We start from the raw sequence: 23,741 nt of genomic DNA on the forward strand, positions 1-23,741 counted from the left end.
CGGCGGGCGCGTCGGACCACTCGTTCGGTGACGGGAGCCTGCCCGGCTTGCTGTGCTCTGCTCGGCGGCGACCGCCTGCCGCGGTTCCCGTCGGGGCCGGCTTCACCGGCGCGGGAGCACGCGGAACTCGTTGCCGTCGGGGTCGGCCAGCAGCACCGCGCCGTCCCCGCCGTGGGCGGGGTCGAGACGCTTCGCCCCGAGGGAGAGCAGACGCTCGACCTCCGCCTGCTGCTCGTCGTCCGGCACGAGGTCGAAGTGCAGGTCCTTGCCGGAGTCCGGCATGAGCGGCGGACCGCCCCAGGTGATCTTCGTACCGCCGTTCGGCGACTGGACGGCGGTCTCCTCGTCCTGGTCCCAGACCAGCGGCCAGCCCAGCGCCTGGCTCCAGAAGTAGCCCACGGCCTGTGAACCGTCGCAGGCGAGCGCTCCGATGAAGCCGCAGCCGGCGAGGAACCCATTGCCCGGCTCCAGGACGCAGAACTCGTTGCCCTCGGGGTCGGCGAGCACCACGTGGGAGGCGTCCGGTTCCTGGCCGACATCGGCGTGCCGCGCGCCGAGGTCGAGCGCCCTGGCCACGGTCTCCCGCTGGTCCTCCGGGCAGGAGCTGGTCAGGTCGAAGTGCAGCCGGTTCTGGGCGGTCTTCTGCGCCCGGGAGGGACGAAAGCCGAGGCGGTAGCCGGCGTCGTTCCCGGACAGCAGGGCGATGCCGTCGTCACACTCGTCGGCCCTCTCCAGCCCCAGGAGGCCGGACCAGAAATGCGCCAGGCGCTCGGGCCGGTGCGCGTCGAAGGAGATTGCGAAAAGTCTGCTGCTCATTGCGCCACGCGTCCTCGGTCCGTTGAGCGTCCACTGTCGGCAGGGCGCCATGTCAGCACCTCGGCCAAGGATCCTATGGTCCGGCCGATCCCGGTCGCAGCCGAGTATTCCGCGGCCCAGCGTGCGGACTCCGCTGCGATGTGTTCGGGACTGTGCCGCCGAGGCGTACATCGACGGCCGCCCGGTCGACCACGTGTGTGCCCGTTGCTCGGAGGCGGGGCGGCCGGCGGGCGGAACCGAGACGCCGGCGCAAGCCGATGAACGTCCTCGACCGGCACGGGCTGTGGTGAGGCAGGGCCGGTCTGCCGTCAACTCCCGTACCGCAACCGGTACTCAGCACCTCCGGAACGGCTGGCGCAGCGTCGTGTTGCGTGCCCCCGCACCCGGTGCGACGGTGGACAGGAGGGCGCTGCCCGGACGGCGGCCCGGCGGGGACAGTCCTGCAGGCGACAGCTCGCGTGTCGCCGCGTGGCCGAACGGCGACCCACCGTTCCGAGGGCCGGCACTGTGTGTGGGCGCGCGTCCACTGGTCGGGGAAGCACACAGAAAGCGGGAAATCCCATGGTGAACGGACCCTTGGGCAGGCATGCCTCCGGCGAGCAGCCGCCCCTCTCCAACGGAGTTCCGTCGGGCCGGGGCACGGAGTACACCGGCCGGTACGTGGTCCTGCTCGACCCCGGCAGCCAGGAGAGCGGGCTGAACGCCCTGCGTTCCGCGGCCGACATCGCGCTCGTGGAGCGGGTCAGTGGGGCCGAGAGCACCGACATCGCCGAACTCCTCGAGAATCCCGACGTGTCGGTGTACTTCGAAGAACTCGGCGCCGCCGTCGTCGAAGTGCGGGCCGACCAGCGCCACGCGCTGGTGACCGCGGCCGAGGCCCATCCGTCGGTCATCGCGGCCGAACCGGAACGCATGGTCTACACCTCGGTGATCACCGCCCCGCAGCAGGCACCGACCGAGTTCTTCCCGGCCTACCGCAGCGACGAGGAAACGGTCGAGCGGCACACCAAGGCCGAGATGGCCGTCGCACAGGGCCCCGCCCTCGACGAACAGAAGTGGACATGGGGCCTCCAGGCGACCCGGGCCAGCGTGACCGGCCTGACCGGACGCGGCGTGAAGATCGCCGTCCTCGACACCGGCGTGGACACCGGCCACCCGGACCTCGCCGGACGGATCGAGGACACGGCCTCCTTCGTGCCCGGTGAGACCGTCGAGGACGGCCACGGCCACGGCACCCACTGCATCGGCACCGCCGCCGGCCCAGCCGACCCTCGGCAGGGGCCCCGCTACGGCGTGGCGACCGAGGCCCTGATACTCGCCGGGAAGGTGCTCAGCAACGCGGGCAGCGGCTCCGACGGCCAGATACTGGCGGGCATGGCCTGGGCCGTCGCCCGCGGCGCACGGGTGATCTCCATGTCGCTCGGCGCTCCCGTCCGGCCGGGTGAGCTCTTTCCCCAGACGTACGAGCAGTTGGCCCAGCGCACGCTCCAGCGGGGGACGCCGATCGTCGCCGCCGCGGGCAACGAAAGCCGGCGTCCTCAGTCCGTCAGGCCCGTCGGCCGGCCCGCCAACTGCCCCTCCGTCCTCGCGGTGGCCTCGCTCGACCCGTCACTCACGACGTCGTCCTTCTCCTGCGGCGCCGTCAACGGCGCGGGCGGCGAGATCAACATCGCCGCGCCCGGCAGGAACGTGCGCTCGGCCGCCCCCGGCGGCGGGTACCAGTCGATGTCGGGTACCAGCATGGCCACGCCGCACGTCGCGGGTGTCGTCGCGCTGCTCGCCGAGGCCAACCCCGAAGCCTCTTCGGCCGATCTCGAGGCCGGCCTCCTGTCCGGTGCCTTCCCGCTGGCGCAACCCGTCGAGGACGTCGGCTCGGGTCTGCTCCAGGCCCCGTGAGCGGGTCCTCGCAGTCGGGACCGGTCGGAGTCGTCCTCGCGGTCGACCCCGACCGGTTCGCGGAAGTGGTCGAGGCCGCGCGGCGGGCCGGGCTGACCGTCACGGGTGAGCAGCCGATCCTCGGCACGCTGTCCGGAACCATCGCCGAGGACCGGATCCCGGCTCTGAAGCAGGTCTCCGGAGTCGAGGCCGTGGACCGGGACCGCGCCATCCGCCTCCCCCCTCCCGACTCCCCGATCCAGTGAGGGCGCGCGGAGAGGACGACAGCGGCGCGGACGGCAACGCCCGCCCGGAGACCAGGATCCTCGAAGGACGTCGCTCTGCGCTCCGCACCCGGCTCTGCTCGGCCCGGCCCCCGGGAAGGCCGCGCTCATGCTCTGGTGACCACGTGGCGGAGCTTCCTCCGGTTCCCGTCTTCTCACCCATGTCGAACCGGGCCGGGACCGGGCCCCGGACGTTCCCGCAGGCAGCGCGCAGAGCGTGTCCCGCCCTTGGCCCCGACCGCTCCGCGCAGGCTCTCGCCGCCGGCCTCCGGTCGCGGCCGTGCACTGCGGCGTCGGGCCGTTCCACGGAAGTGCCGGGGCCTGAAGGGGCACTTCACCTGACCACGGCACCCCCGCCCGCCCACAGGGCGAACCCGGCAGACGAGACCGCCACCGCCCGTCACGCCCCCTCCGGCCTCGTCCGCCTACCTCCTCCCGCCCCACCACCGGGCACCCATCACTCCCCCGCCGACCACCACCGTCCCCACCACCACACCAGCCGCGACCACCCGCCCCGCCCCGGACTCCGGCCCGGACACCGGAACCGTCGCGGCGGCCAGCACGACCCCGGCCCCCGCACACGCTCCCACGGCTTCTCCCCATACCCGCGCGGTCCCGCGCCCTCATCTCCACGGCCATGTCTCACTCGTCACCAGGTACGCGACCGACAGCCCCACCACACCGGCCGCCTCCCACCACGCCGGGTCCCCGAACGCCGCGATCACCACCACACCGCCCGCCGGCACGGTCGTCCGGTGCCGCGGCAGACCGTGGGACCAGCGCACCGACTCCAGCGAAGGCCGCCGGTCCACCGCCGGCGCCGCCCACACCGCGAAGACGACCGCGCATCCGAACAGCATCGCCCCGCGCGCCCCTCTCACCGTCGCCCACGGCCGCCACGCCACCACGACGGCCGCCGCCCCGAGCATCCGCCCGGTGCCCTCCCCGCTCCCCTTGCCCCATCCTGCCCCCGCTGAACTCGCCCTCCCCGAACGTCATTTCACCGCATCTCGACACATGCCGGGCCAACCGCCACGGCACGGCTCGTGACTCCCGCGAATCCCGCTGAACGGACGCTCAACGGACGCCCCGCGTCCACTCCGCCGTCATCCCGTCCGCGTCGGACGCGTCGGACCCGTCGGACGCGGAGAAGAACGGGTCCCGCACGCCGAGGGCCGCGTCGGCGGCCCGCAGATGGTGAGCGACCGGGCCGAAGGAGACCAGGCCGCTGCCGCCGCCGGCCGACTCGCCGTCGGCCGCGGCGAGTTCGTCACGGGCGCGGCGCAGGACCTCCTGGTGTCCCACGGCCGCGGCGGTACGGGCAAGTACGCACCAGAGCGCCTCCTGGAGGAGGTCGTGGGGCGGCCGGGGAACCGTCGCGAGTGCCTGCCGGGCCCGCTCGGTGGCGCCGGAGGCGGCCAGCAGCAGGGGGGCGAGCCACGGCCGGTAGGGGCCGGCGTCGAGGCCGGCGAAGTCGTCGGGGTCGGGCAGGGTGCCGTCCCGCATCGACGGGACGAGCGCGACGAGGACGGCCGCTCCCTCGGTGAGTCCGGGCATGCCGTAGTCCGCGGTCTCCGCGAGGAGCTTCGCGTACCGGGGGCGGGCCGCCGGCCATCCGTCGGTCTCGCAGGTGCGCAGGGCCCGGTACCAGGAGGTGAACACCGCGGCGAGCGGCCGTTCGTCGCGGTGCGCCAGCCGGTCGATCTCCTCGGCCTCCGCGTCCGCCGCCGCGAGGTCGCCGAGACCGGCGAGGGCCTGGACGCGGACGAGGCGGCCCAGAACCTCGTGGCCGGGCAGTTGGTGGTCGACGGCCAGCCGGGTCAGTTCGGCGCCGAGGGCGTCCCGGCGGGCGGCCGATCCGCAGGTGGCGAAGGACTGCATGAAGGCGCCGTTGAGGGCGAACGCGAGCACCGCGGGATCACCGAGGTGGCGGGCGAGGCGGACGGCCTCCTCTGCGGCGCGTTCGGCGCGCAGCCGCCACGGTTCGGCGGCGGACGCGGCGGCCGCCCGGGGAAGCGGTGCGTCCGCGGCGGCGTCGCCGCGTGACTCGACGGCGACGACCGACAGCAGCCGGGCCCGCAGCGCGGGCGGTCCGGCGGGGCCGAGCCGGGCGGCGGCGCGGGCGGCGGTCCGGGCGTGTTCGCCGGCGTCGGCGGGGTCGTCGGCCCGGGTCCAGACCGCCGGGACGTCGTAGGAGCCGATGATCCTCGCGGCCAGTTCCGTGTCCCCGGTCGTCCCGGCCGCGGCGACCAGCTCGCGCCGGTGCTCGCGCGCCTCGCGCAGGCCGTCGGCGCCGGTCACCGCGAGGTCTCGCAGCAGGCCGGCGGTGGCGTGCAGCCGGGCCCTGGACCGGGCGGGCACCGAGCGGTCCCACGCGGCGGCCGTGCGGTCCCAGACGCCGTCCGCCGCCCCGGCCGGCTCCGTCGCGGAGCCGGTGGTGCCGCTGAGTACGCGGGCTTCGGCGCGTGCCAGAGCGGTTCCGGTGTCCGGTCCGTACGCGCTGACGAGGGCCTGACGGGCGTGCCGCAGGGTCTCCAGGGCCTCGCCGCGGCGGCCGGACCGGTCCAGGGCGGTCGCCAGCAGCGCCCATCCGTCCTCCCGCCCCGGGTGCGCGGTGACGTGGGCCCGCAGATCGACGACGGCGTTCCGGGCGGCGCCGGTGGCCAGGAGGGCGTCGGCGCGGCGCTCGACCGCGTCGAGGCGGAGCGCCTCCAGCCGGGCCTGTTCGGCGGCGGCCCACGCCGCGGCGGGGAAGTCGGCCAGGACCGGCCCGCGCCACTGGGCGAGCGCCTGGTCCCACAGGGCGACCGCCGCGTGCGGCGGCGCCCCGGCGGCCCGCGCGGCCGCGTCCTCGAACCTCCAGGCGTCCACCGCCTCGCGTCCGGCGCGCAGAACGTATCCGGGGCCGTCGGTGACCAGCAGCCGCGACGGCTGCCGGGGAGGGCGCCCGGGTTCCAGGGCGCGGCGCAGCGCCGCGACGAAGGTGCGGAGTGCGCCGATCGCGCCGGCCGGGGGTTCGTCCTCCCACAGGTCGGCCACGAGCCGGCCGACCGGGACCACCCGGTTGCGGGCGATCAGCAACCGCCCGAGCACCTCCCGGTGGCGGGGCGCGCCGAGCGGCAGGGAGGCGCCGTCGGGGTCCCAGGCGGCGACCGGTCCCAGCAGTCCGAACTCCACACCCACGGCACGGTCCCTTCGAGGGCGGCGCCGTCCCCGGGGGGGGGCCGCCTGTCCACTCATCGATCGCTGATCCGGAGCCCGCAGCCTGGGTGACGTCCCCGGACGACCCGGGCCGCCGGGCCCGGAACGTCCACTCTGCCACGAGCCACAGGAGTCGCCGTGACACACCCGAGCATCCCCGGATTCACCGAGCACCGCGTACCGGTCGGCGACGGCCTCGCGCTGAACGCCGCCGTCGGCGGCAGCGGTGCCCCGGTCGTGCTGCTGCACGGTTTTCCGCAGACCCACCTGATGTGGCGGCACGTCGCCGCCGATCTCGCCGCCGACCACACCGTCATCTGCCCGGACCTGCGCGGTTACGGCGCCAGCGACAAGCCCGCCGAAAGCGGCCCGGACGTCTACTCCAAGCGCACCATGGCCCGGGACGTGGTCCGCCTCGCCGCCGGGCTGGGACACGACCGCTTCGCTCTGGCCGGCCACGACCGCGGCGCCCTCGTCGCCTTCCGCGCCGCGATGGACCATCCGGGCACCGTGTCCCGGGCGCTCTTCCTCGACGTCCTGCCGACCCTCGACATGTGGCACGCGCTGCACGGCGTGTCCGGCGCGGTCGGCTTCCACCTGTACCTGATGGCCCAGGCCCCGGGCCTGCCGGAACAGATGATCGAGGCGTCCGCCGACGCCTTCTTCGGCCACTTCCTCGACGCCTGGACCACCGCCTCGGACGCGATCCCCGCCGACGTCCGCGCCCACTACCTCGCGGCGTCCGTGGCGGCCGTGCCCTCCATCGTCGCCGACTACCGCGCCTCGGCCGGCGTGGACGTGGACCACGACACCGCCGACCGGGAGGCGGCCAACCGGCTGGCCATGCCGGTCACCGTCCTCCAGCAGGACTGGGGCGCGGCACTCGGCTACCACGCCCAGGGGCTGTGGAGCGCCTGGGCCGGGGACCTGCGGCACCGCACGGTCTCCTGCGGCCACTTCATGGCCGAGGAGGACCCCGCGTTGGTCGCCGACGAGATCCGGGCCCTCCACGACCGCTGACGACCACCGGACCCGCGCTCTTCCCCGGGCGACGTACCCGACGTACGTCTTCGTGCTGTGACCTGTCCGACAACGTGCTCGACGGCAGCGCGCGCAGCCGGAGACCATGCCGAGGAGGGTGACCGGCAGCCCGCCGACACCGGTCGCGTCGCGTCGGGACCATCGCCGGCCGTGGCGGAGGCCGTCGCGGTCGCGCCGGGACAGGCCGCTTCCCGGAGGGGCGGCACGACCCGATCGGGCAAGGGCCGTGCCGCCCCGTCAGGCTCGGTTCCGTGCCGGCTTCGGCTCGGCGGGAAGGGCTTCCTCGCGGCGGCGGAGCAGGAGCGGGGTCGCCAGCAGGAACACGCCGGCCAGTCCGATGGCCGTGCGCGGGCCGAGCAGGCTGCCCAGCACGCCCCACAGGGCCGTCAGAAGTGCGGTCGTGGCCCTGGTCGTCACCGCCCAGGCGGTCAGTGTGCGGGTGACCCGGTCGGTCGCGATGCGCTGGAGGCGGTAGGTGGCGTGGACGGGGTTGAAGACCCCGCAGCAGAGGACGAGCCCGAACTCGACGCCGATCACCAGCAGCAGCCCGCCGGTGCCCGGCCCCAGGAAGGCCAGGCCGATGGGCCAGACGGCGCGCAGCGACCCGGCCGCGACCAGGACCCGGTGCTGCCCGAACCGGGTGACGAGCGGCCGGGCCAGCCACGATCCGAGCAGCCCGCCGATCGAGGGCGCGGCGAAGGCGAGGCCGTACTGCCACGGTGCGAACCCCAGCTGTCCGAGCATCTGGACGGCCAGCAGCGGTTGGGCGGCCATCACCAGGCCGTTGAACAGGGCGGTGTTGAAGAGCAGCGGGCGCAGGGCCGTGTCGGAGAGGACGTACCGCCAGCCGTCGAGCAGGTCCCCGGCCCGCACGCGTGCGGCCTTGCGGCGCTCGGGCCGTGGCTCGTGCCCGCCCGCCGCACGGATGCCCAGGGCCGAGAGCAGGTGGCCGACCGCTTCGGCCACCACCGTCGCCACCGGGCCGAGCAGCCCGATCGCCGCGCCGCCCAGCGGCGGTCCGACGATCGTGACCGTCCAGGCCGTGGACTCCAACCGGGCGTTGGCGACGAGCAGGTCATCGGCCGGCAGCAGGTTCTTCAGGTAGGCGCCGGAGGCGGCGCGGAAGGTGATCTCGGCCGCCGCGACGACAACCGAGACCAGCAGGAGCTGGAGGAAGGTGAGCACGCCGAGCGCGAACGCGGCGGGGACCGTCAGCAGCGCCGCGAACCGCGTCAGGTCCGTCGCGACCAGCACCTGCCGCTTGCGGCGGAACTCCACCCACGGGCCGAGCGGCACGGCCACGGCCGCACCCACCGCGGCCCCCACGGAGGACAGCGCGGCGACCTCGGCCGGTCCGGCGTGCAGTACCTGGACGGCGATCAGCGGGAACGCGCCGAAGGCGAGCCATGTGCCGAGCGCGCTGGTCCCGTACGCCGCCCAGAACCATCCGAACTGCCGCCCCGGCCGAGGTCCGGGTGGATGTCCCAGCCGGTGTCCGCTCCTCATGCCCGAGCCCTCTCGCCCTTCACCCGTACAACCGATGCGCGATCGGAAGCATCCAAGCGAGGGCCCTGGCCGGGGATCAAACAACCGGAGGACCACGGGCCACAACCACCGGTTGTGGCATTAGGGTGTCGGCGTGGACCTCGACGCCGTACGGACCTTCGTCACCGCGGCGGACGCGGGGCAGTTCCAGGAGGCCGCCGCCGAGCTGGCGGTCACCCAGCAGGCCGTGTCCAAGCGCATCGCCGCGCTGGAACGCGACCTCGGCGTGCGGTTGTTCACCCGCACCGCCCGCGGCGCCCGGCTCAGCATCGACGGGCAGGCGTTCCTGCCCCACGCGCGCGAACTGCTGCGCGTCGCCGAGCGCGCGCGGGCGTCCGTGCGCCCCGGCCACCGTCCGCTGCGTGTCGACGTGCTCGCCTCGCGCGGCGCGGCGTCGGGCCTGATGCGCGCCTTCCACCGTGCCCACCCCGAGATCGACCTCGACGTGGTGTGGCTGCTCGACATCGAGACGGCCGTCGCCGCCCTCCGGTCCGGAACGATCGACGCGTCCTTCCGCGCCGTCGCCATGCCCGGCCGGCCCCTTCCCGAGGACATCGAGTCGGTCCGGGTGCTCGACGAGCCGCTCCAGCTCCTCACCGGTCCCGCCCACGCGCTGGCGGGCGCCCGGTCGGTGACCGTCGCGCAGCTCGCCGGGCACCGGATCTGGATGCCCGGCATCGTCCCCGGGAGCGAGTGGGCCGCCTACTACGACGACCTCGTCGCCGAGTTCGGCCTCACCATCGAAGCCACCGGCCCCAACTTCGGCTCCGACGCGCTCCTCGACACCGTCGCCGACACCCCGGCCCTCGCCACCTTCATTAGCGAGCGGACCCGCCTCGTCTGGCCGGCCGGCCACGACCTGCGCCGCATCCCGGTCACCGACCCGACCCCCGTCTACCCGCACTCGCTCCTGTGGCACCGTGACAACCCGCATCCGGCACTGGCCGTGCTCCGCGCCCACCTCGCCGCCACCTCGGCGGGCCACGACACCGCCGGGACCTGGACACCGGGCTGGGTGACACCTCGCTGAACTCCGCCCCGGAGCACCGCGGGGCCGCTCAGCGACCAGTCGGGCGTCCCTGCTCACGGTGCGGGTGACTGCCGGCCGGACGCGACGGCCCGCTTCGTCACCACCGCCATGTCCGGGCCGGGAACCACGGTCAGGACGGCGAGCACACCCATGGCCGTGAGGAGCTGAACGAACATGAGTTCAGTGTCGCCCCCGGGATCACCCGCGGTTCCCGACGGGCGGCCTCGTGGAACGGTCAAGCCGCGTCCCGTGTCCCCGGCGAAGGCGGTGGCGGTGCCTCACCTCGCTCACCGCTTCCACCGGTCGGGCACCCCGCGAGGGGCGACATCTCAGCGGCCGTCGGAGACGGCGCTGTTCAGCGGCGTCTACGGGCTGGTCCCGGCCAGTGCGTCGGTGTCCGTCCGGGTGGCGCCGTCCGCCCCCGGGGTGGTCGCCCGGGGCTTCGCCGTGGTGCGGGTCGGCAGGGTGAGCACGGCGAGGCAGCCGACGACCAGGGCGATGCCGGCCCAGCCCGGCGGGGGCAGGCGTTCGCCGACGACGAGCACGGCCAGGACGGCGGCCACGGCGGGTTCCAGCAGCGAGAGGGTGGTCGCGGTGCTCGCCGGGACGTGGGCGAGGCCCCAGCCGAACAGGACGTACCCGGCGAACATGGGCACCAGGGCCATGTAGACGCCGACGGCCGCGTTGGTCCAGGAGGCGAGGAGCGGGCTCCCGGTGGCCAGCAGCACGGGCATCAGCAGCAGTCCGCCCAGCCCGAAGACCGTCCCCATGGCCGCGCCGGAGGTGACACCACGGCTGATCAGACGGTGGGCCGCCCAGGAGTACAGGGCGTAGGTGAGCCCGGCCACCAGGCCGAGCCCCACGCCGAGCACGGTCTCCCCCGCGGACCGGGCCCCGGAGCCGGAGTGGGCGCCGGCCGCTTCGGCCGCGCACAGCAGCACCGTCCCGGACAGGCCCAGCACCGCGCCGGCCGTCCAGCGGCGCGTGAGGCGGCGCCCGTCGACGACGCGCTCGATCAGGGCCGAGGCGAGCGGGGCCGAGCCGATCGACACCACGGTGCCGGCGGCGACCCCGGCCAGGTGCATGGAGGAGTAGAAGGCCAGGGGGTAGGACCCGACCGACAGCAGGCCGATCAGCACCACGCCCTTGTGCGCACGCAGCCGAGGAGCTTCCCGACGGATGCGCGGGGCGGCGACGAGGGCCTGGAGCAGTCCGCCCAGTCCCATGGCCACGGCCCCGATGGCGAGCGGGCCCACCGCGGGGGCGAAGGTCGCGGCGGTGCCCGTGGTGCCCCACAGCACCGACGCCACCAGTACGCACACCGCCCCCGTACCCGTCGCGCCGCCGTGTGTCCGGCGCCGCGTCACAGCCGGTCCAGCAGGTCGGCCGCCATCGCGCGGGCGTGCTCCAGCCGGGTGCCCGCGCCTTCCAGGCCCGCGCGGGCCATCGCACCCTCCAGCAGGAACGCCAGGTGTTCCGCCACCGCGCGCGCTTCCTCGGGCCGGCCCGGCAGCAGTTCCTCAAGATGGCCGGCGAGCAGGGACTCGACCTCCTCCTTGTGCCGGCGCACCACGGCCCGGCCCTCGTCCCCGGCGGGCAGTTCGGCGGCCGCGTTCAGCAGACCGCAGCCCCGGAAACCGCGCTCGTAGGCGTGGGCGGCGTGATCGGCGTACGCGTCGAAGACGGCCAGCACGCCGTCGCGACCGTCCCGGGCCGGCTCCAGCCGGCGCCGGTACAGCCCCAGCCACTCCTCATGCCGTGCGTCGAGGTAGGCCCGCACCAGGTCGGCCTTGGAGGAGAAGTTGTTGTACAGGCTCATCTTCGCCACGCCCGCCTCGGCGGTGATCGTGTCGATGCCCGTCGCCGTCACACCGTCCGCGTAGAAGCGGCGTGCCGCGGCGGCGAGCAGCCGCTCACGCGCGGTCCCCCGTCGTGTGCCGGGGCGCCCTGCCGTCGTTCCGGTCCCGCTCATCGCAACCCTCCCTTGTTAGGTAGGTCAGTCTACCCAAGAAGTGGAGAGCCCTTCCGGTGAGGCACCGGCACACCCTCGTACTCGATTTCCACGACGTCACCGCCACCCCCGGCCGTTGTCGGTCAGCCCGGGTCCGGGAAGGCGCCGAGCCGACCGATCGCGCCGGTGATCCCTTCCGTCCATGGCCGGTGGCGGGCTCATCGCGGGCGCCGTCGGCGTGCGGTCGCGACGAGTCGGGCAGCGGCGAAGAACAGCCGCAGCCTCCCACGGCAGCGGCGACCGGCACGTCAAGGTCCGCGGTTTCCGGGTCGAGACAGCGTGACGGCGGTGGTGTCGGCCGGACCGGCACCGGTCGCGGTCACCTCATCACCCCACCGCTCGCTCCGGGGCCGTCGAATCCAGGACCGACCTTCGGAGACGGGTCGTGGTCTCGGACGTAGACGGTGACTCGCGCCCCGTTGACCTGGGTTGTTCCGTACTCGCGGAAGTGGCGCCGCAGGGTGCTTGTCTTCGCTTGCTCCTGCGGGTTCGCCAGCGAGTGCGCACCTGTCGCACGGACCACGACGATGCGGTCGAACTCCAGCATGCGTGCCGCGATCTCCTGGGCGGGGAGCTCGACACCCGAAAGTGTGTTCGACGAAACCGGGTCCTGTGCCAGGGCCAGATCCGTCAGGAAACGGGTGTCCTCGGGGTTGGCCGCGGTCCAGATCCGGTGCTGGCCCGAGAGATAGAGCAGCCCGTCGCCGGGACGGCCTTCCTTGCGTACGGCGGCGCCGACGGCGGTGACGTCGTTGGTCCGGCTCCGGGGCGTCCTCAGCGAAAGGCTCGTCGGGACGAGCACGGCCAGCACGGCGACCGCGGCCAGTACGGCGACCACCGTGATCCACGCGTTGCGGGAAGACCGCCGCAGCCGGTGGACGTAGTCCATGCAGGCGCCCAGCAGCAAGGCGATCCCGATGTTGCTGTAGAGCACATACCGGTCGACGAAAAGGGGCTTGACCAGCGAGGCGATCAGCAGCAGAAGGCACGGAAGCACCACAATCGGCACAGCCAGCGCGGAAAGCCGTACGGCCCCCCTCACCCTCACGGGCGCCAGGGCACACACCACGCCCACGACCGCCACGGTCAGGAAGCCAGGAAGCCGCACCGGTCCGTCGATCCAGGACACCTGCCCCGACTGCCCCGCACTGCAGATCGCCAGCGGTGACAGCCCGGCCACAACGCCCGCGGCTGTCACACTCCACGCCCTCAGCACCGGTCGTGGAACACGGGAGACGACCAGTGTGACGCCGTGTGCGACCAGGGCGAGGACCGCGAACTCATGGAGCAGACAGGCCAGCAGCATGGTGGAGCCGTAGACCGCCCACCGCCACCGGGCGCGCTGCGGGACGCTGACCACGAGCGCGTAGGTGGCCCAGGTGACCAGGGCACAGACCATGGCGTACGAGCGGCCTTCCTGCGCGTACTTCTGCACCTGGGGAAGGAGCGGAAACACCAGCCCGGCCAGCAGCCCGGCACGGGGCCCCGCCAGACGCAGCCCCAGAAGCCCGACTCCGCTCGCCGCCACGGACATCGCCAGTACGGACGGCAGCCGCAATGTCAGCAGCCCTCCGCCGAAGAGACCGAAGATCTCGTGCATCACGGCGTAGTAGAGGGCATGGACCAGATCAATGTGCTGGACGGTGCGCCATATCTGCGAAAGATCGCGGTGCGCGAGCTGATAGGTGACGGACTCGTCCCCCCACATGGTGTTCTGCCTGCGGACGCCCCAGAACCCCAGAGCGATGGTCAGCGACAAGGGCGCGATGGCGACGACGGCTCTGGCCGGGCCCGGTGACGGTCGACGGGCGGGTACGGGAGGGGAAACCGTCCTGGCCCCGGCGGGGGCACGTTCGTCAAGGGACATCGGCGACAGGGCCTTTCAGCAGTGGCGAAGACACTTCGCCAGCGTGCCTGGACCTCGTTGACCGGATGCTGACCCAACCTGACCGGCCGATCAGGAAGGCGGGCCGGCGCTGTGCAAGGCTGCACCACATGCGCATCCTGGTGGTCGAAGACGAGGTGGACCTTGCCCACACCCTGCACACCGGCCTGACCGCCGAGGGCTACAGCGTCGACCTCGCCCATGACGGCCGGCAGGGACTGTGGATGGCCCGGACCGGCGAATACGCCCTCGTCGTACTGGACTTGATGCTGCCCGGACTCAACGGCTACAAGGTCTGCGCCCAGCTGCGCCGGGAGGGCAACGCGACCCCCATCCTGGTACTCACCGCCAAGGACGGGGACTGGGACCAGGCAGAGGCCCTGGACACGGGAGCCGACGACTACCTGGCCAAACCCTTCTCCTACATGGTGCTCGTCGCACGGCTGCGGGCCCTGGTCAGACGAGCCGCCACGGTCGCCCCGCCCGTCCTTGCCGTGGGCGACCTCTCGTTGGATGTCGCCGGCCGGGTCTGCCGCCGGGCCGGGGTCCGGGTGGAACTTACCCCTCGGGAGTTCGCCGTCCTTGAGCTGCTGGCCCGCCGGGCGGGCCAGGCGGTCTCCAAAACGGATCTGCTCTATCACGCGTGGCCCGACGAAGCCCGGGATCCGAACCTGGTGGAGGCGCGCGTCAGCGCCCTCCGCAAGAAGGTGGACGCCGCGTTCCGCCGGCAGTCCCTGCAGACCGTACGGGGTATCGGCTACCGGCTGGTGGACGACCGTGAACACGACTGAGCCGCGACGCCGCTGGTGGCCGCGTTCGGTACGAGCCCGCACGGCCCTGGCCGCCGCCTCGGTCGCCGCCGTCGTCCTGGCCGGCATCGGCTGGTGGGTGCACCGCGACGTCTACCGCGAGGGCACGCGGATCGCCGAAGAACAGGCACAGGAACAGCTCTGGACTCTCGTCGATCAGCTGAACGAGGGTGTGGTCCCCGTTCGCAGAAGCACCGTGCCGTACGAGGTCGTCGCGACCGGCCGGCGCGCCGCTGTCGCCTACGGCGGAGGCATGGAGGCCTTCGATCCCGGCACCCGCCATGTGCTGCCCGCCCCGTCGGAGGCCGGCGACTCCGCGCTCTTGACGATCCGTCCCATCCGCATACCGGTGCGCCGCGACCACGCCCCCGGGGACGGATCCGATATGGCCGGCGGTACCCACCTGGTCATGTACGCCGATATCAGCGCCGATGAACTCAGCAGCGACAAGGTCGCCGCTCTGGGCGTCGCCGCCGACGCCCAGCTGCGGGTCTACGTGGTGGTGCTCCCGCACACGGCCGAGGCGATCACCAGGACCACCGACCGCCTGTTGCTGCGGGCCGGGCTCGTCAGCCTCGTACTGCTCGCCGCCGTGGCCTACTTCGCCGTCCGCATCGCGCTGCGGCCGGTCGAAGCCATCCGCGTCCTCACCGCCTCGGTCACCCCGAGCGACCCCCGCGAACGCGTCACCGTCCCCGCCACGGGGCACGAGATCACCGCCCTGGCCACCACCATCAACACCACCCTCCAACGCCTCGACAACGCCGCCGCCCAGCAGCGCCGCTTCGTCGCGGACGCCGCCCACGAACTGCGCAGCCCTCTCACCACACTGCTGGCCAGTCTGGAAGTCGCGCTCGCCTACCCGGAACGCACCGACTGGCCCGCCGCGGTCACCACCGCCGCACGACAGACCCGCCGCCTCCACGCCCTCGCCGAAGACCTGCTGCTCCTCGCCCGCCTCGACACCCGCACCCCCGCAGCCGACCCCGAAACCGTCGACCTGACAGCCCTCGCCTCCCGGTTGACCGAGCAATACCTCCTCCCCGAAAGGCCGTTGACCCTCACCTGTGACAGCACCGCCCCCGCACACGCACACGGAAACCCCGACGAATACGAACGGCTGCTGCGCAACCTCATCGACAACGCCGTCCGTCACGCCGCACACCGCGTCCAGATCACCATCCGGAACCAGGATGCCTGGGTCGTCCTCACGGTGCACGACGACGGACCGGGCGTGCCCACCGAGGACGCCGAGCGCGTCTTCGAACGCTTCGTCCGGCTCGACGACGCCCGCTCCCGCGACCACGGCGGCACCGGCCTGGGCCTCGCCATCGCCCGCGACCTGGCCCACCGCCACGGAGGCACCCTCACCCTCGCCCCCCGGACCCTCGGAGCGTGCTTCCAGCTACGCCTCCCCCGAGCCCCCGCCCCGGCCGAGAAATGACGCGCTTCGCCGCGGCGGCCCTCCGGAACCGGAAGACCACCGGACGGCCACGCCCTCGCACACCTGAAGAACCGGCACGAGATCGCCCGCTGACCGGCGATCTTCACCACGGACAGCCGCCACCGACCGGCACGAGCATGGCCTCACCCACCCATGCCACCCTCGTGACCTGCGCGTTCAAGGTGAACACAACTCAGTGAGAAGAGCACGGGGCCGTGGCGCTGACGCACGGGGTGAGGACCGGGCCGCGTCGGCCCGGTCGACGCGCTGACGCCGGTCCGCTCAGGACTGCGGTCGCTTCCCGTGGTTCGCCGCGTGGTTGCGGCGCGTCTTCTTCTTGCGGCGCCTCTTCGAGGACATGCGTGTCTCCCTGGTGACATACGGCCGTGAGACCACGTCTCACCCGGCGGTTCCCGGACCGGCGAATGGCAACGGCCCGTTCAGTCAGTGTTCCTCGCGGCCCGGAGCACCGCCACTCGCACGTCGGCCGGCCGGGTCGCCGGGGTCAGGGGCGGCGCGTGACGTACCGCTCCCGGAGCCGCAGCCGGCGGCATGCCCCTTCGGTGCCCCGCGCAGCACTTCACTCGCGGTCGGGGTCCTCCGCGAGCAGTGCCGTGACGGGGTCGAGCGAGCCGGATCCACCAGGGCCGGGCCGGCGCGATCACACGTGCGCAGGCCCCTGCCGACCACGACGGCAGGAGCCGCCCTCGTCGGTACGGTTGTCGCCGCGCGCACCCCGCGCGACGATGTCCCCCAGCGCATCGCCCCGCGGGAGGCCATGGTGACCGATCCCTGGGTGGCCCTGGAGCCGGGAGCCGACCCTGCCGAGCGCGTACGCGTGCTGCACCGGGCGCACGAGACCTTCACCGAGGCCGGTACGGTACCGCGCCCGGTGCGCGGCGTGGTCGCCGAGTCGTGGCGGCGCTCGGCACGTGCCGGGGTGCGTCCGGACGGCACCGCCGACATCGAGCTGACGGGCAGTGACCTCGGGGCCTGCCGGGCCGAGCACCCGCTGGCGCATGTGATGCCGCTGTTCCGGGAGTTGCTGGGCACGTTCGCCTCCGACGGCCGGCACCTGCTGGCGGTGTGCGACGCGCGCGGCAGGCTGCTGTGGGTCGAGGGGCACGCGTCGACGCTGCGGCAGGCGCGGCGGATGAACTTCGTGCCGGGCGCACGGTGGTCGGAGAGCGCGGTCGGTACGAACGCGCCGGGCACGGCGGTCGCCGTGGGCCGTCCGGTCCAGGTGTTCGCGGCCGAGCACTTCGTGCGGCGCGTGCAGCCGTGGACGTGCGCCGCGGCCCCGGTCCACGACCCCCGCACGGGGCGGCTGCTCGGTGCCGTGGACATCACCGGCGGGGACGGCCTCGCGCATCCGCACAGCCTGGGGTTCGTGCAGGCCGCGGCGCGCGCGGCGGAGTACCGGCTGGCGCTGCTCGCTCCCGGACGCCGGACTTCCGGCCGGCCCGAACTGACGGCGCTGGGCCGCGACCGGGCGGTGCTGACGACGGAGGGCCGCAGCATCCGGCTCAGCCGCCGGCACAGCGAGATCCTCGTCCTGCTGACCGAGCGTCCCGACGGCCTGACCGGTGACGAGCTGCTGTGCGCCCTGTACGAGGACGAGTCGGTGACACCGGTGACGCTGCGCGCGGAGCTCGCCCGGCTGCGCCAGGTGCTCGGGCCGGGGCTGCTCGCGTCGCGGCCCTACCGGCTCACGGCGTCCCCGGAGTCGGACGTCGCCGCCGTCGGACGCAGGCTGGCGGCCGGCGCGGTCACCGCCGCCCTGGCCGCCTATCCGGGCCCGCTGCTGCCGGCTTCGCGGGCCCCGGCGGTCGTACGGCTCAGGCGCCGCCTCGCCGACGGCCTGCGCGCGGCGCTGATCGCCCGCTCGGACCCCGACCTGCTGGCCGACTGGGTCCACGCGCCGTGGGGCGAGGAGGACGTGGACGTGTGGCGGGCGCTGGCCACGCTCCGGCCGACGGCCGTGAACCGGGTCCGTCTGGCCGCGCTCGAAGCGGAGTTGGGGGCCCCGGACGGCTGGGCCCGCCGCGAGGACCGCTAGCGCCTCCGCTCCCCCGCAACGTGGTCGCAACGTCCGCCTCCCTACGCTCCGGCGCGGAGCTGCCCGACGGCGGGCAGCGCTGCCGAAGGAGGCCAGTTCCGCATGACCCGTTACGCGGCGCCCGGGAGCGAGGGCGCGATCGTCTCCTACCAGTCCCGCTACGACCACTTCATCGGCGGCGAGTACGTGCCTCCGGTCGCGGGGCGGTACTTCGAGAACCCGAGCCCGGTGAACGGACAGCCGTTCACCGAGGTGGCGCGTGGCACGGCGGAGGACGTCGAGGCGGCGCTCGACGCGGCGCACGCGGCCGCGCCCGGTTGGGGACGCAGGCCGGCGTCCGAGCGGTCCGACATCCTGCTGAAGATCGCCGACCGCATGGAGGCCCACCTGGAAGCACTCGCGGTGGCGGAGAGCTGGGAGAACGGCAAGCCCGTGCGGGAGACCCTGGCGGCCGACATCCCGCTGGCCATCGACCACTTCCGCTACTTCGCCGGTGCCGTGCGCGCCCAGGAGGGCTCGCTCAGCGAGCTCGACGACGACACGGTCGCCTACCACTTCCACGAGCCGCTGGGCGTCGTCGCCCAGATCATCCCGTGGAACTTCCCCATCCTGATGGCGACGTGGAAGCTCGCGCCCGCCCTCGCCGCGGGCAACGCGGTCGTCCTCAAACCCGCCGAGCAGACGCCGGTCTCCATCCACTACTGGCTGAGCCTCGTCTCCGACCTGCTGCCGCCGGGCGTGCTGAACATCGTCAACGGCTTCGGCCCGGAGGCCGGGAAGCCGCTCGCGTCGAGTCCGCGGGTGGCGAAGGTGGCCTTCACCGGCGAGACGTCCACGGGGCGGCTGATCATGCAGTACGCGGCCGAGAACCTGAAGCCGGTCACGCTGGAGCTGGGCGGCAAGTCGCCGAACATCTTCTTCGACGACGTGTGGGAGAAGGACGACGAGCTGCGCGACAAGGCCCTCGAAGGGTTCACGATGTTCGCGCTGAACCAGGGCGAGGTGTGCACGTGCCCCTCCCGGGGGCTGATCCAGCGCGGCAACTACCCCGACTTCCTGGCCGCGGCCGTCGCCCGCACCGAGCTGATCAGGCCCGGGCACCCGCTCGACACCGACACGATGATCGGCGCGCAGGCCTCCAGCGAGCAGCTGGCCAAGATCCTGTCCTACATCGACATCGGCCGGAAGGAGGGCGCCAGGGTCCTCACGGGCGGCGAACGCGCCGAGTACGACGGCGACTTGAAGGGCGGCTACTACGTGCGGCCGACCATCTTCGAGGGCGACAACCGGATGCGTGTCTTCCAGGAGGAGATCTTCGGTCCCGTCGTCTCGGTGGCCTCGTTCGACGGCTTCGACGACGCGATCAGGATCGCCAACGACACGTCGTACGGCCTCGGCGCGGGCGTGTGGACCCGTGACATGAACACGGCCTACCGCGCCGGGCGCGCGATCCAGGCGGGCCGTGTCTGGACGAACTGCTACCACGCCTACCCCGCGCACGCTGCGTTCGGCGGCTACAAGCAGTCGGGGATCGGCCGGGAGACGCACAAGATGATGCTGGACCACTACCAGCAGACGAAGAACATCCTTTGTTCCTACAGCCCCAGGAAACTCGGGTTCTTCTAGAACCGCACGCCGGTTGCCCGGACGCGCTCCCGCGGACCGGGAGGTGCCTTTCGCGGCGGGTGGTGTCCCGGGGTCAGGACGACGGTCCGGGCCCCGGAGCGGGCGTGGGGACTGCCCGTCGCCGGCGCCGGGCGAGGACGAGAGCGATCACGAGGAGCACGGCCGCGACGACGAGCAGGGCGAGCGGCACCGTGGTGGTCATCAGGGTCAGGAGCAGACCGGCCGAGTGCGCCTTGTCCGCGAGGTCCCCGGAGCTCTCGGGAGTCACCTCGAACGTGAGGGCGGACACCGGCAGAAGCGGCGTCGTCTCGCCGTCCACTTCGGTGGTCGCCAGGATCGTCCGGTCCACGCTCTGGTCGATGGCGATGCCGGTCCGCCGGTCGACGTGGGCCACCAGTCTCGACCGGCCGAGGTAGGTGAGGGGGACGGGATCCGGCAGCGCGGACAGCGCCTCGGGGGTGAACCGGGCCCGGGCGGCGGGGGCGAGCGCGGGCCCCAGGCCGGTGACGAGCTTCTTCGGCAGGGCGTCCGGCAGCGGTTCGAGCACGTCCGGATCCCTGACGGGCGCCGAGACCGTGATCTCGTAGACGTTCACCGTGCGGCCCTCGCGCTTCGCGGATCCCGTGTAACGGACGGGCACGATCGAGCGGGTCGTCGCGTCGTAGTAGGTGTAGGAGTCGTCCTGGGCCGCGTCCGGCGGGAAGGCGGAACTCAGCGCGCCCCGCGAGGGCTCGACGGGCGTCGAGGACGGTGGTGCCGTGCCCTTCCTGCTCTCCCTGTCCACGGCGTAGGTCTTCGAGCTGGGCAGGGACCGCTCGCCTGCCTTGACGGTCAGCACGTCCTCGACGACCGCTGTGTCGCCGTGGGTGGAGACGGCCCGCACGCGCCGCTCGACGGTCACGGGGACATCCGGTTTCAGCGCGTGCGCGGTGTCCCCGGCCTTCAGGGCCTCGGCGTCCAGCAGGGTGGCCCGGCCCGCGTAGTGGACCTTCTGGTCGGTGTCCTCGGGCAGTCTCGTCGCGGCGGGGGCGACGACGAAGCGCACGACTGCGGCCACGGCGGCCAGTACGGCGGCCACGGTGACGAGTACGATCGTTGAACGACGAGTGGACACGGGGTCCCCCCCTCACTGTCGCGGGTCACATGTTCCGGGCGCCGGCTCTGATCGCTTCGCGGATCCGGGGATAGGTGCCGCAGCGGCAGATGTTGCGGATGCCGTCCAGGTCGGCCTCGCTGATCGAACGGCCCTCTTCCTTGACGCGACGGACCAGGGCGACGGCGGCCATGATCTGCCCGGGCTGGCAGTAGCCGCACTGGGCCACGTCCCGGTCGATCCACGCCTCCTGCATGGGGTGCAGGTCCGCTCCCACCGTGGCGGGCAGCCCTTCGATGGTGGTGACCTCGTCGGAGGGGCGCAGGTCTTTCACGGGTATGGCACAGGGGTTGGCCGCCCTGCCGTTGAGATGGCTCGTACAGGCTTTGCAGACGTTGATGCCGCAGCCGTACTTCGGTCCGGTCACGCCGAGGATGTCCCGGAGGACCCACAGCAGCCGCTCGTCGTCCGGGGCCTCGACGGTGACCTGCTCGCCGTTGAGGCGGAACGTGTGTTCAGGCAAGAGAACTCCCGGGTGTCAGCGGACGTGGTCCAGGCCGTCGGTGGGTGAGGCCGGGACGGGCGGGACGGTGGGTTTGGGTTCGAAGGAGAGGGTGCCGTGGTTGATGGGGAACACCCTCGGCATCGTTCCGGTGGCGCGGCCGTACGCGCAGGCGACCGCGGCCATCGAGGCGGCCACGCCGAGCTCGCCGGCGCCGCCCGGCCTGTCGCCGGTGGCCGGCATCACGATGACCTCCACCTCGGGGGGCGTGTTCCACTGCCGGGTGTAGAAGTAGTTGTCCCAGCTGGCCTCCAGGAAGGTGCCGTCGCGCAGGTGCAGGCTGGAGGTCAGGGCCAGCGCGATCCCGTCCATGAGGCAGCCCGTCATCTGGGCCTCCAGGCCGCGGGGGTTGACGGCCAGACCGACGTCCACCGCGATGACCGCCTTGGTGACCCGGGGGCCGGTGACACCGTCGCGGACGGGCCGGCCGACCGTCTCGGGGCGGCAGTCGATCTCCACCAGCACGGCGCTGGCGGAGTGGTACTCGGCGTGGAAGGCCATGCCCTGCGCTGTTCCGGCCGGCATGCCCCGGCCCCAGTTCCCGGCCTCGGCGGCCTTGTCCAGTACGGCACGGGCGGCGTCGTCCCGCAGGAAGTCGTGCCGGAAGCGGTAGGGGTCCTTGCCCATCCTGCCGGCGAGCCGGTCGACGAGGAGTTCGCGGGCGCAGGTGACGTCCGGGGAGTAGACGTTGCGCATGCTGCCGGTGTTGAAGCCCTTGTCGGTCTCGCTCAGCAGCCGGCTGTTGGCACCGAAGTCGTAGGGCATCGACTGCGAGAGCTGGAAGAAGGTCTCGGAGAAGCCGATGTCGCCCACCGGCAGTTTCGCGGCCATGGCGGTGAAGATCTCCCCGAGGCCGTGGCTGAGGTCGGTGGAGACGCTGGTGTGCCGCTGCTTGTAGCCGAGCACGGTGTCGCCGAGGTAGGCGATGCGCACCCGGGAGGTGGCCATGGGGTGGGTCCGTCCCTGGCGGGAGTCGTCCGCGCGGTGCCACATGAGCTTCACCGGCTTGCGGATCTTCTGCGAGACCTCGGCGGCCTCCAGGGCGGCGTCGAAGAAGAGCTTGCGGCCGAAGGAGCCACCTCCCTCGGTGACGTGCACCTTCACCGCGCCCGGCGGCAGGCCGAGCCGGGCGGCGATCGCCTGCTTCGCGACGATCGGTGCCTTCAGGCTCGACCAGATCTCGGCCCGGTCGGACCGGACGTCGGCTATCGCGGCGTTCGGTTCCAGCGCGCTGTTGCTGCGGAAGTGGAAGGTGAACCGCTCCTCCACGCTCGGTGTCGGCGGAGGAAGTCCGAGCGGCAGTTCGGCCCGCTCCAGCTCCTTGAGCACCGACGCGTCGGACTTGCCTTCGGCGGTGCCGGGTCTCCAGGTCACCCGCAGGGCGCGTACGGCGTCGATGCACCGGCCGAAGGTGGCCGCGCGCACCGCGACCCCGGTCGGGATCACGACGACGTCGGTGACGCCGGGCATGGCCCGGACCTCTTGCAGGTTGGAGACCGAACCGACCCTGCCGTTGATCGTCGGGGGCCGGCACACCATGGTCGGCAGGGCGTCCGGGACGTCCAGGTCCAGCGTGAACGACTTGCGTCCGGTGACGGCCGCGAGAGCGTCGAGGCGGCTGTGCGGTTTTCCGATGATCGTGAACATGTCGCGGGGCTTCAGGGCCACGGCGACCTGCTCGGTCCGCGGTCCGGCGGCCTTCCGGGACAGGGTCCCGAGGTCGGCGCTCCGGTTGCCGGGGCCGGTGACGACCCCGGCCTTCAGGGTCAACCGGGCCGCGGAGGTGCCCCATTCGGTGGCCGCCGCCTGGAGCAGCCGGTTCCTCGCGATGGCGGCGGCGACCCGGATGGGGGTGTAGGTCGAGAACGTGGTGTTGGATCCGCCGGTGAGCTGGTTGAACAGCAGTTCCGGTCGCGCGTCGGCCAGGGTGATGCGCACCTGCTCGAGCGGTACGCCCAGTTCCTCGGCGATCAGCATGGCCGTCGACGTGGTGATGCCCTGCCCCACCTCGGTCCGCGGCAGCGCGAAGGAGACGGTGCTGTCCGGGTTCACCTCGACGGTGATCAGGCCGGACGTCGGCAGGGCGGCCGCCGTCATCACGTCGTTGAGGTCGATCAGTTCCGTGATCTCGGGTGAGGGGATCCCCGGGGAGGAGGCCGCCGGCGCGGGGGCGTCCGCCGCCCGGGCGCGGGGGGCGGGGACGAGCTGGGCCGCGGTCGTCAGCGTGGGGGCGGCCAGCACGTATCCGAGGAAGCGCCGTCTGGCGAACGGCTGTGCCGCGGGTTCCTGTCGCGGCGAGCGGTCGGCGTCCGTCACCGGCGGCCTCCCGCACGTCGCGTCGACGGCGGTGCCTGCCCGGCGCCTTGAGCGGGGCGCGACCGGCTCGTTCGGGTGGTGCGCGGTGTCGTCATCGTCATCAACCCCGGATGTGTGGTCGGGGAGTCACGCGCCGGACCGGGT

At 73.2% G+C, this 23,741-nt stretch carries 18 protein-coding genes and 2 pseudogenes; 8 read left to right on the top strand and 12 right to left on the bottom strand.

Translation table 11 applies throughout. The annotated features are described in order from the left end of the window. Positions 1 to 102: 102 nt before the first annotated feature. On the bottom strand, positions 103 to 816 hold the full coding sequence (locus AB0A94_RS13220) for a VOC family protein (protein WP_361743267.1): 714 nt from the start codon (positions 814 to 816) through the stop codon (positions 103 to 105). 561 nt (positions 817 to 1,377) lie between these two features. Here AB0A94_RS13220 and AB0A94_RS13225 point away from each other — a divergent pair. Together AB0A94_RS13225 and AB0A94_RS13230 are read left to right on the top strand one after the other, a co-directional pair. Then, positions 1,378 to 2,712, top strand: a complete 1,335-nt coding sequence (locus tag AB0A94_RS13225) for a S8 family serine peptidase (RefSeq protein WP_361743270.1) — start codon at positions 1,378 to 1,380, stop codon at positions 2,710 to 2,712. After that, entirely contained in the window at positions 2,709 to 2,957 is a 249-nt protein-coding gene (locus tag AB0A94_RS13230; RefSeq protein WP_361743273.1) for a hypothetical protein, read from the top strand. Before AB0A94_RS13225 ends, AB0A94_RS13230 begins: the two co-directional genes overlap by 4 nt. Before the next feature lie 641 nt (positions 2,958 to 3,598). On the opposite strand, the gene AB0A94_RS13235 is transcribed toward AB0A94_RS13230, so the two are convergent. Continuing rightward, positions 3,599 to 3,904 (bottom strand): hypothetical protein, encoded by a 306-nt coding sequence (locus AB0A94_RS13235; RefSeq protein WP_361743276.1) that lies wholly within the window; start codon positions 3,902 to 3,904, stop codon positions 3,599 to 3,601. A 148-nt stretch (positions 3,905 to 4,052) separates the two neighbouring features. Beyond that, entirely contained in the window at positions 4,053 to 6,158 is a 2,106-nt protein-coding gene (locus AB0A94_RS13240; protein WP_361743279.1) for an AfsR/SARP family transcriptional regulator, read from the bottom strand. Between the two features lie 156 nt (positions 6,159 to 6,314). On the opposite strand from AB0A94_RS13240, the gene AB0A94_RS13245 reads away from it, so the two are divergent. Continuing rightward, entirely contained in the window at positions 6,315 to 7,196 is an 882-nt protein-coding gene (locus tag AB0A94_RS13245; protein ID WP_361743282.1) for an alpha/beta fold hydrolase, read from the top strand. 258 nt (positions 7,197 to 7,454) lie between these two features. On the opposite strand, the gene AB0A94_RS13250 is transcribed toward AB0A94_RS13245, so the two are convergent. Next, a complete protein-coding gene (locus AB0A94_RS13250) occupies positions 7,455 to 8,723 on the bottom strand; it encodes an MFS transporter (RefSeq protein WP_361743285.1) in 1,269 nt (422 codons plus the stop codon). A 133-nt stretch (positions 8,724 to 8,856) separates the two neighbouring features. On the opposite strand from AB0A94_RS13250, the gene AB0A94_RS13255 reads away from it, so the two are divergent. Continuing rightward, on the top strand, positions 8,857 to 9,792 hold the full coding sequence (locus AB0A94_RS13255) for a LysR family transcriptional regulator (RefSeq protein ID WP_361743288.1): 936 nt from the start codon (positions 8,857 to 8,859) through the stop codon (positions 9,790 to 9,792). A gap of 74 nt (positions 9,793 to 9,866) precedes the next feature. Here the strand turns inward: AB0A94_RS13255 and AB0A94_RS13260 are convergent. The 5 genes and pseudogenes from AB0A94_RS13260 to AB0A94_RS13280 form a co-directional block, all read right to left on the bottom strand. After that, positions 9,867 to 9,968, bottom strand: a pseudogene (locus tag AB0A94_RS13260) (LysE family translocator); the annotation flags it as partial. A gap of 189 nt (positions 9,969 to 10,157) precedes the next feature. Beyond that, entirely contained in the window at positions 10,158 to 11,159 is a 1,002-nt protein-coding gene (locus AB0A94_RS13265) for a DMT family transporter (protein WP_361743291.1), read from the bottom strand. Next, positions 11,156 to 11,764, bottom strand: a complete 609-nt coding sequence (locus AB0A94_RS13270) for a TetR/AcrR family transcriptional regulator (RefSeq protein ID WP_361743293.1) — start codon at positions 11,762 to 11,764, stop codon at positions 11,156 to 11,158. Before AB0A94_RS13270 ends, AB0A94_RS13265 begins: the two co-directional genes overlap by 4 nt. A 122-nt stretch (positions 11,765 to 11,886) precedes the next feature. Next, positions 11,887 to 12,033: pseudogene (locus AB0A94_RS13275) on the bottom strand (IS1380 family transposase); the annotation flags it as partial. Positions 12,034 to 12,122: 89 nt separating this feature from the next. Then, positions 12,123 to 13,670: a glycosyltransferase family 39 protein gene (locus AB0A94_RS13280; protein ID WP_361743296.1), complete on the bottom strand. Its 1,548-nt coding sequence runs from the start codon at positions 13,668 to 13,670 to the stop codon at positions 12,123 to 12,125. Positions 13,671 to 13,798: 128 nt separating this feature from the next. Between AB0A94_RS13280 and AB0A94_RS13285 the strand changes: the two genes are divergently transcribed. The 4 genes from AB0A94_RS13285 to AB0A94_RS13300 all read left to right on the top strand — a co-directional run bounded on the left by AB0A94_RS13285 (position 13,799) and on the right by AB0A94_RS13300 (position 19,626). After that, the gene (locus AB0A94_RS13285) at positions 13,799 to 14,479 is read left to right on the top strand and encodes a response regulator transcription factor (protein ID WP_361743299.1); all 681 of its coding nucleotides are present in this window, start codon (positions 13,799 to 13,801) and stop codon (positions 14,477 to 14,479) included. Then, a complete protein-coding gene (locus AB0A94_RS13290) occupies positions 14,466 to 15,941 on the top strand; it encodes a HAMP domain-containing sensor histidine kinase (RefSeq protein WP_361743302.1) in 1,476 nt (491 codons plus the stop codon). The genes AB0A94_RS13285 and AB0A94_RS13290 overlap by 14 nt, the downstream gene beginning before the upstream one ends. Positions 15,942 to 16,722: 781 nt before the next feature. Continuing rightward, positions 16,723 to 18,000, top strand: a complete 1,278-nt coding sequence (locus AB0A94_RS13295) for a GAF domain-containing protein (RefSeq protein WP_361743701.1) — start codon at positions 16,723 to 16,725, stop codon at positions 17,998 to 18,000. A 102-nt stretch (positions 18,001 to 18,102) separates the two neighbouring features. Beyond that, the gene (locus tag AB0A94_RS13300; protein WP_361743305.1) at positions 18,103 to 19,626 is read left to right on the top strand and encodes an aldehyde dehydrogenase family protein; all 1,524 of its coding nucleotides are present in this window, start codon (positions 18,103 to 18,105) and stop codon (positions 19,624 to 19,626) included. 73 nt (positions 19,627 to 19,699) lie between these two features. Here AB0A94_RS13300 and AB0A94_RS13305 read toward each other — a convergent pair whose 3' ends face one another. Genes AB0A94_RS13305 through AB0A94_RS13315 form a run of 3 tightly spaced genes read right to left on the bottom strand, consistent with a single transcriptional unit; the run spans position 19,700 to position 23,597 of the window. Beyond that, positions 19,700 to 20,740, bottom strand: coding sequence for a porin PorA family protein (locus tag AB0A94_RS13305; RefSeq protein ID WP_361743308.1), 1,041 nt, complete (start codon positions 20,738 to 20,740; stop codon positions 19,700 to 19,702). 25 nt (positions 20,741 to 20,765) lie between these two features. After that, positions 20,766 to 21,242, bottom strand: a complete 477-nt coding sequence (locus AB0A94_RS13310) for a (2Fe-2S)-binding protein (RefSeq protein ID WP_361743311.1) — start codon at positions 21,240 to 21,242, stop codon at positions 20,766 to 20,768. A gap of 15 nt (positions 21,243 to 21,257) precedes the next feature. After that, positions 21,258 to 23,597: a molybdopterin cofactor-binding domain-containing protein gene (locus AB0A94_RS13315; protein ID WP_361743314.1), complete on the bottom strand. Its 2,340-nt coding sequence runs from the start codon at positions 23,595 to 23,597 to the stop codon at positions 21,258 to 21,260. Between the last annotated feature and the right edge of the window lie 144 nt (positions 23,598 to 23,741).

The organism is Streptomyces sp. NPDC044984, from assembly GCF_040646935.1.
GTDB lineage: Bacteria > Actinomycetota > Actinomycetes > Streptomycetales > Streptomycetaceae > Streptomyces.

Bases quoted from the DNA above. Each gene is read 5' to 3' on its own strand.
- AB0A94_RS13220 (WP_361743267.1), bottom strand. From the start codon at position 816: ATGAGCAGCAGACTTTTCGCAATCTCCTTCGACGCGCACCGGCCCGAG.
- AB0A94_RS13225 (WP_361743270.1), top strand. From the start codon at position 1,378: ATGGTGAACGGACCCTTGGGCAGGCATGCCTCCGGCGAGCAGCCGCCC.
- AB0A94_RS13235 (WP_361743276.1), bottom strand. From the start codon at position 3,904: ATGCTCGGGGCGGCGGCCGTCGTGGTGGCGTGGCGGCCGTGGGCGACG.
- AB0A94_RS13250 (WP_361743285.1), bottom strand. From the start codon at position 8,723: ATGAGGAGCGGACACCGGCTGGGACATCCACCCGGACCTCGGCCGGGG.
- AB0A94_RS13270 (WP_361743293.1), bottom strand. From the start codon at position 11,764: ATGAGCGGGACCGGAACGACGGCAGGGCGCCCCGGCACACGACGGGGG.
- AB0A94_RS13280 (WP_361743296.1), bottom strand. From the start codon at position 13,670: ATGTCCCTTGACGAACGTGCCCCCGCCGGGGCCAGGACGGTTTCCCCT.
- AB0A94_RS13285 (WP_361743299.1), top strand. From the start codon at position 13,799: ATGCGCATCCTGGTGGTCGAAGACGAGGTGGACCTTGCCCACACCCTG.
- AB0A94_RS13300 (WP_361743305.1), top strand. From the start codon at position 18,103: ATGACCCGTTACGCGGCGCCCGGGAGCGAGGGCGCGATCGTCTCCTAC.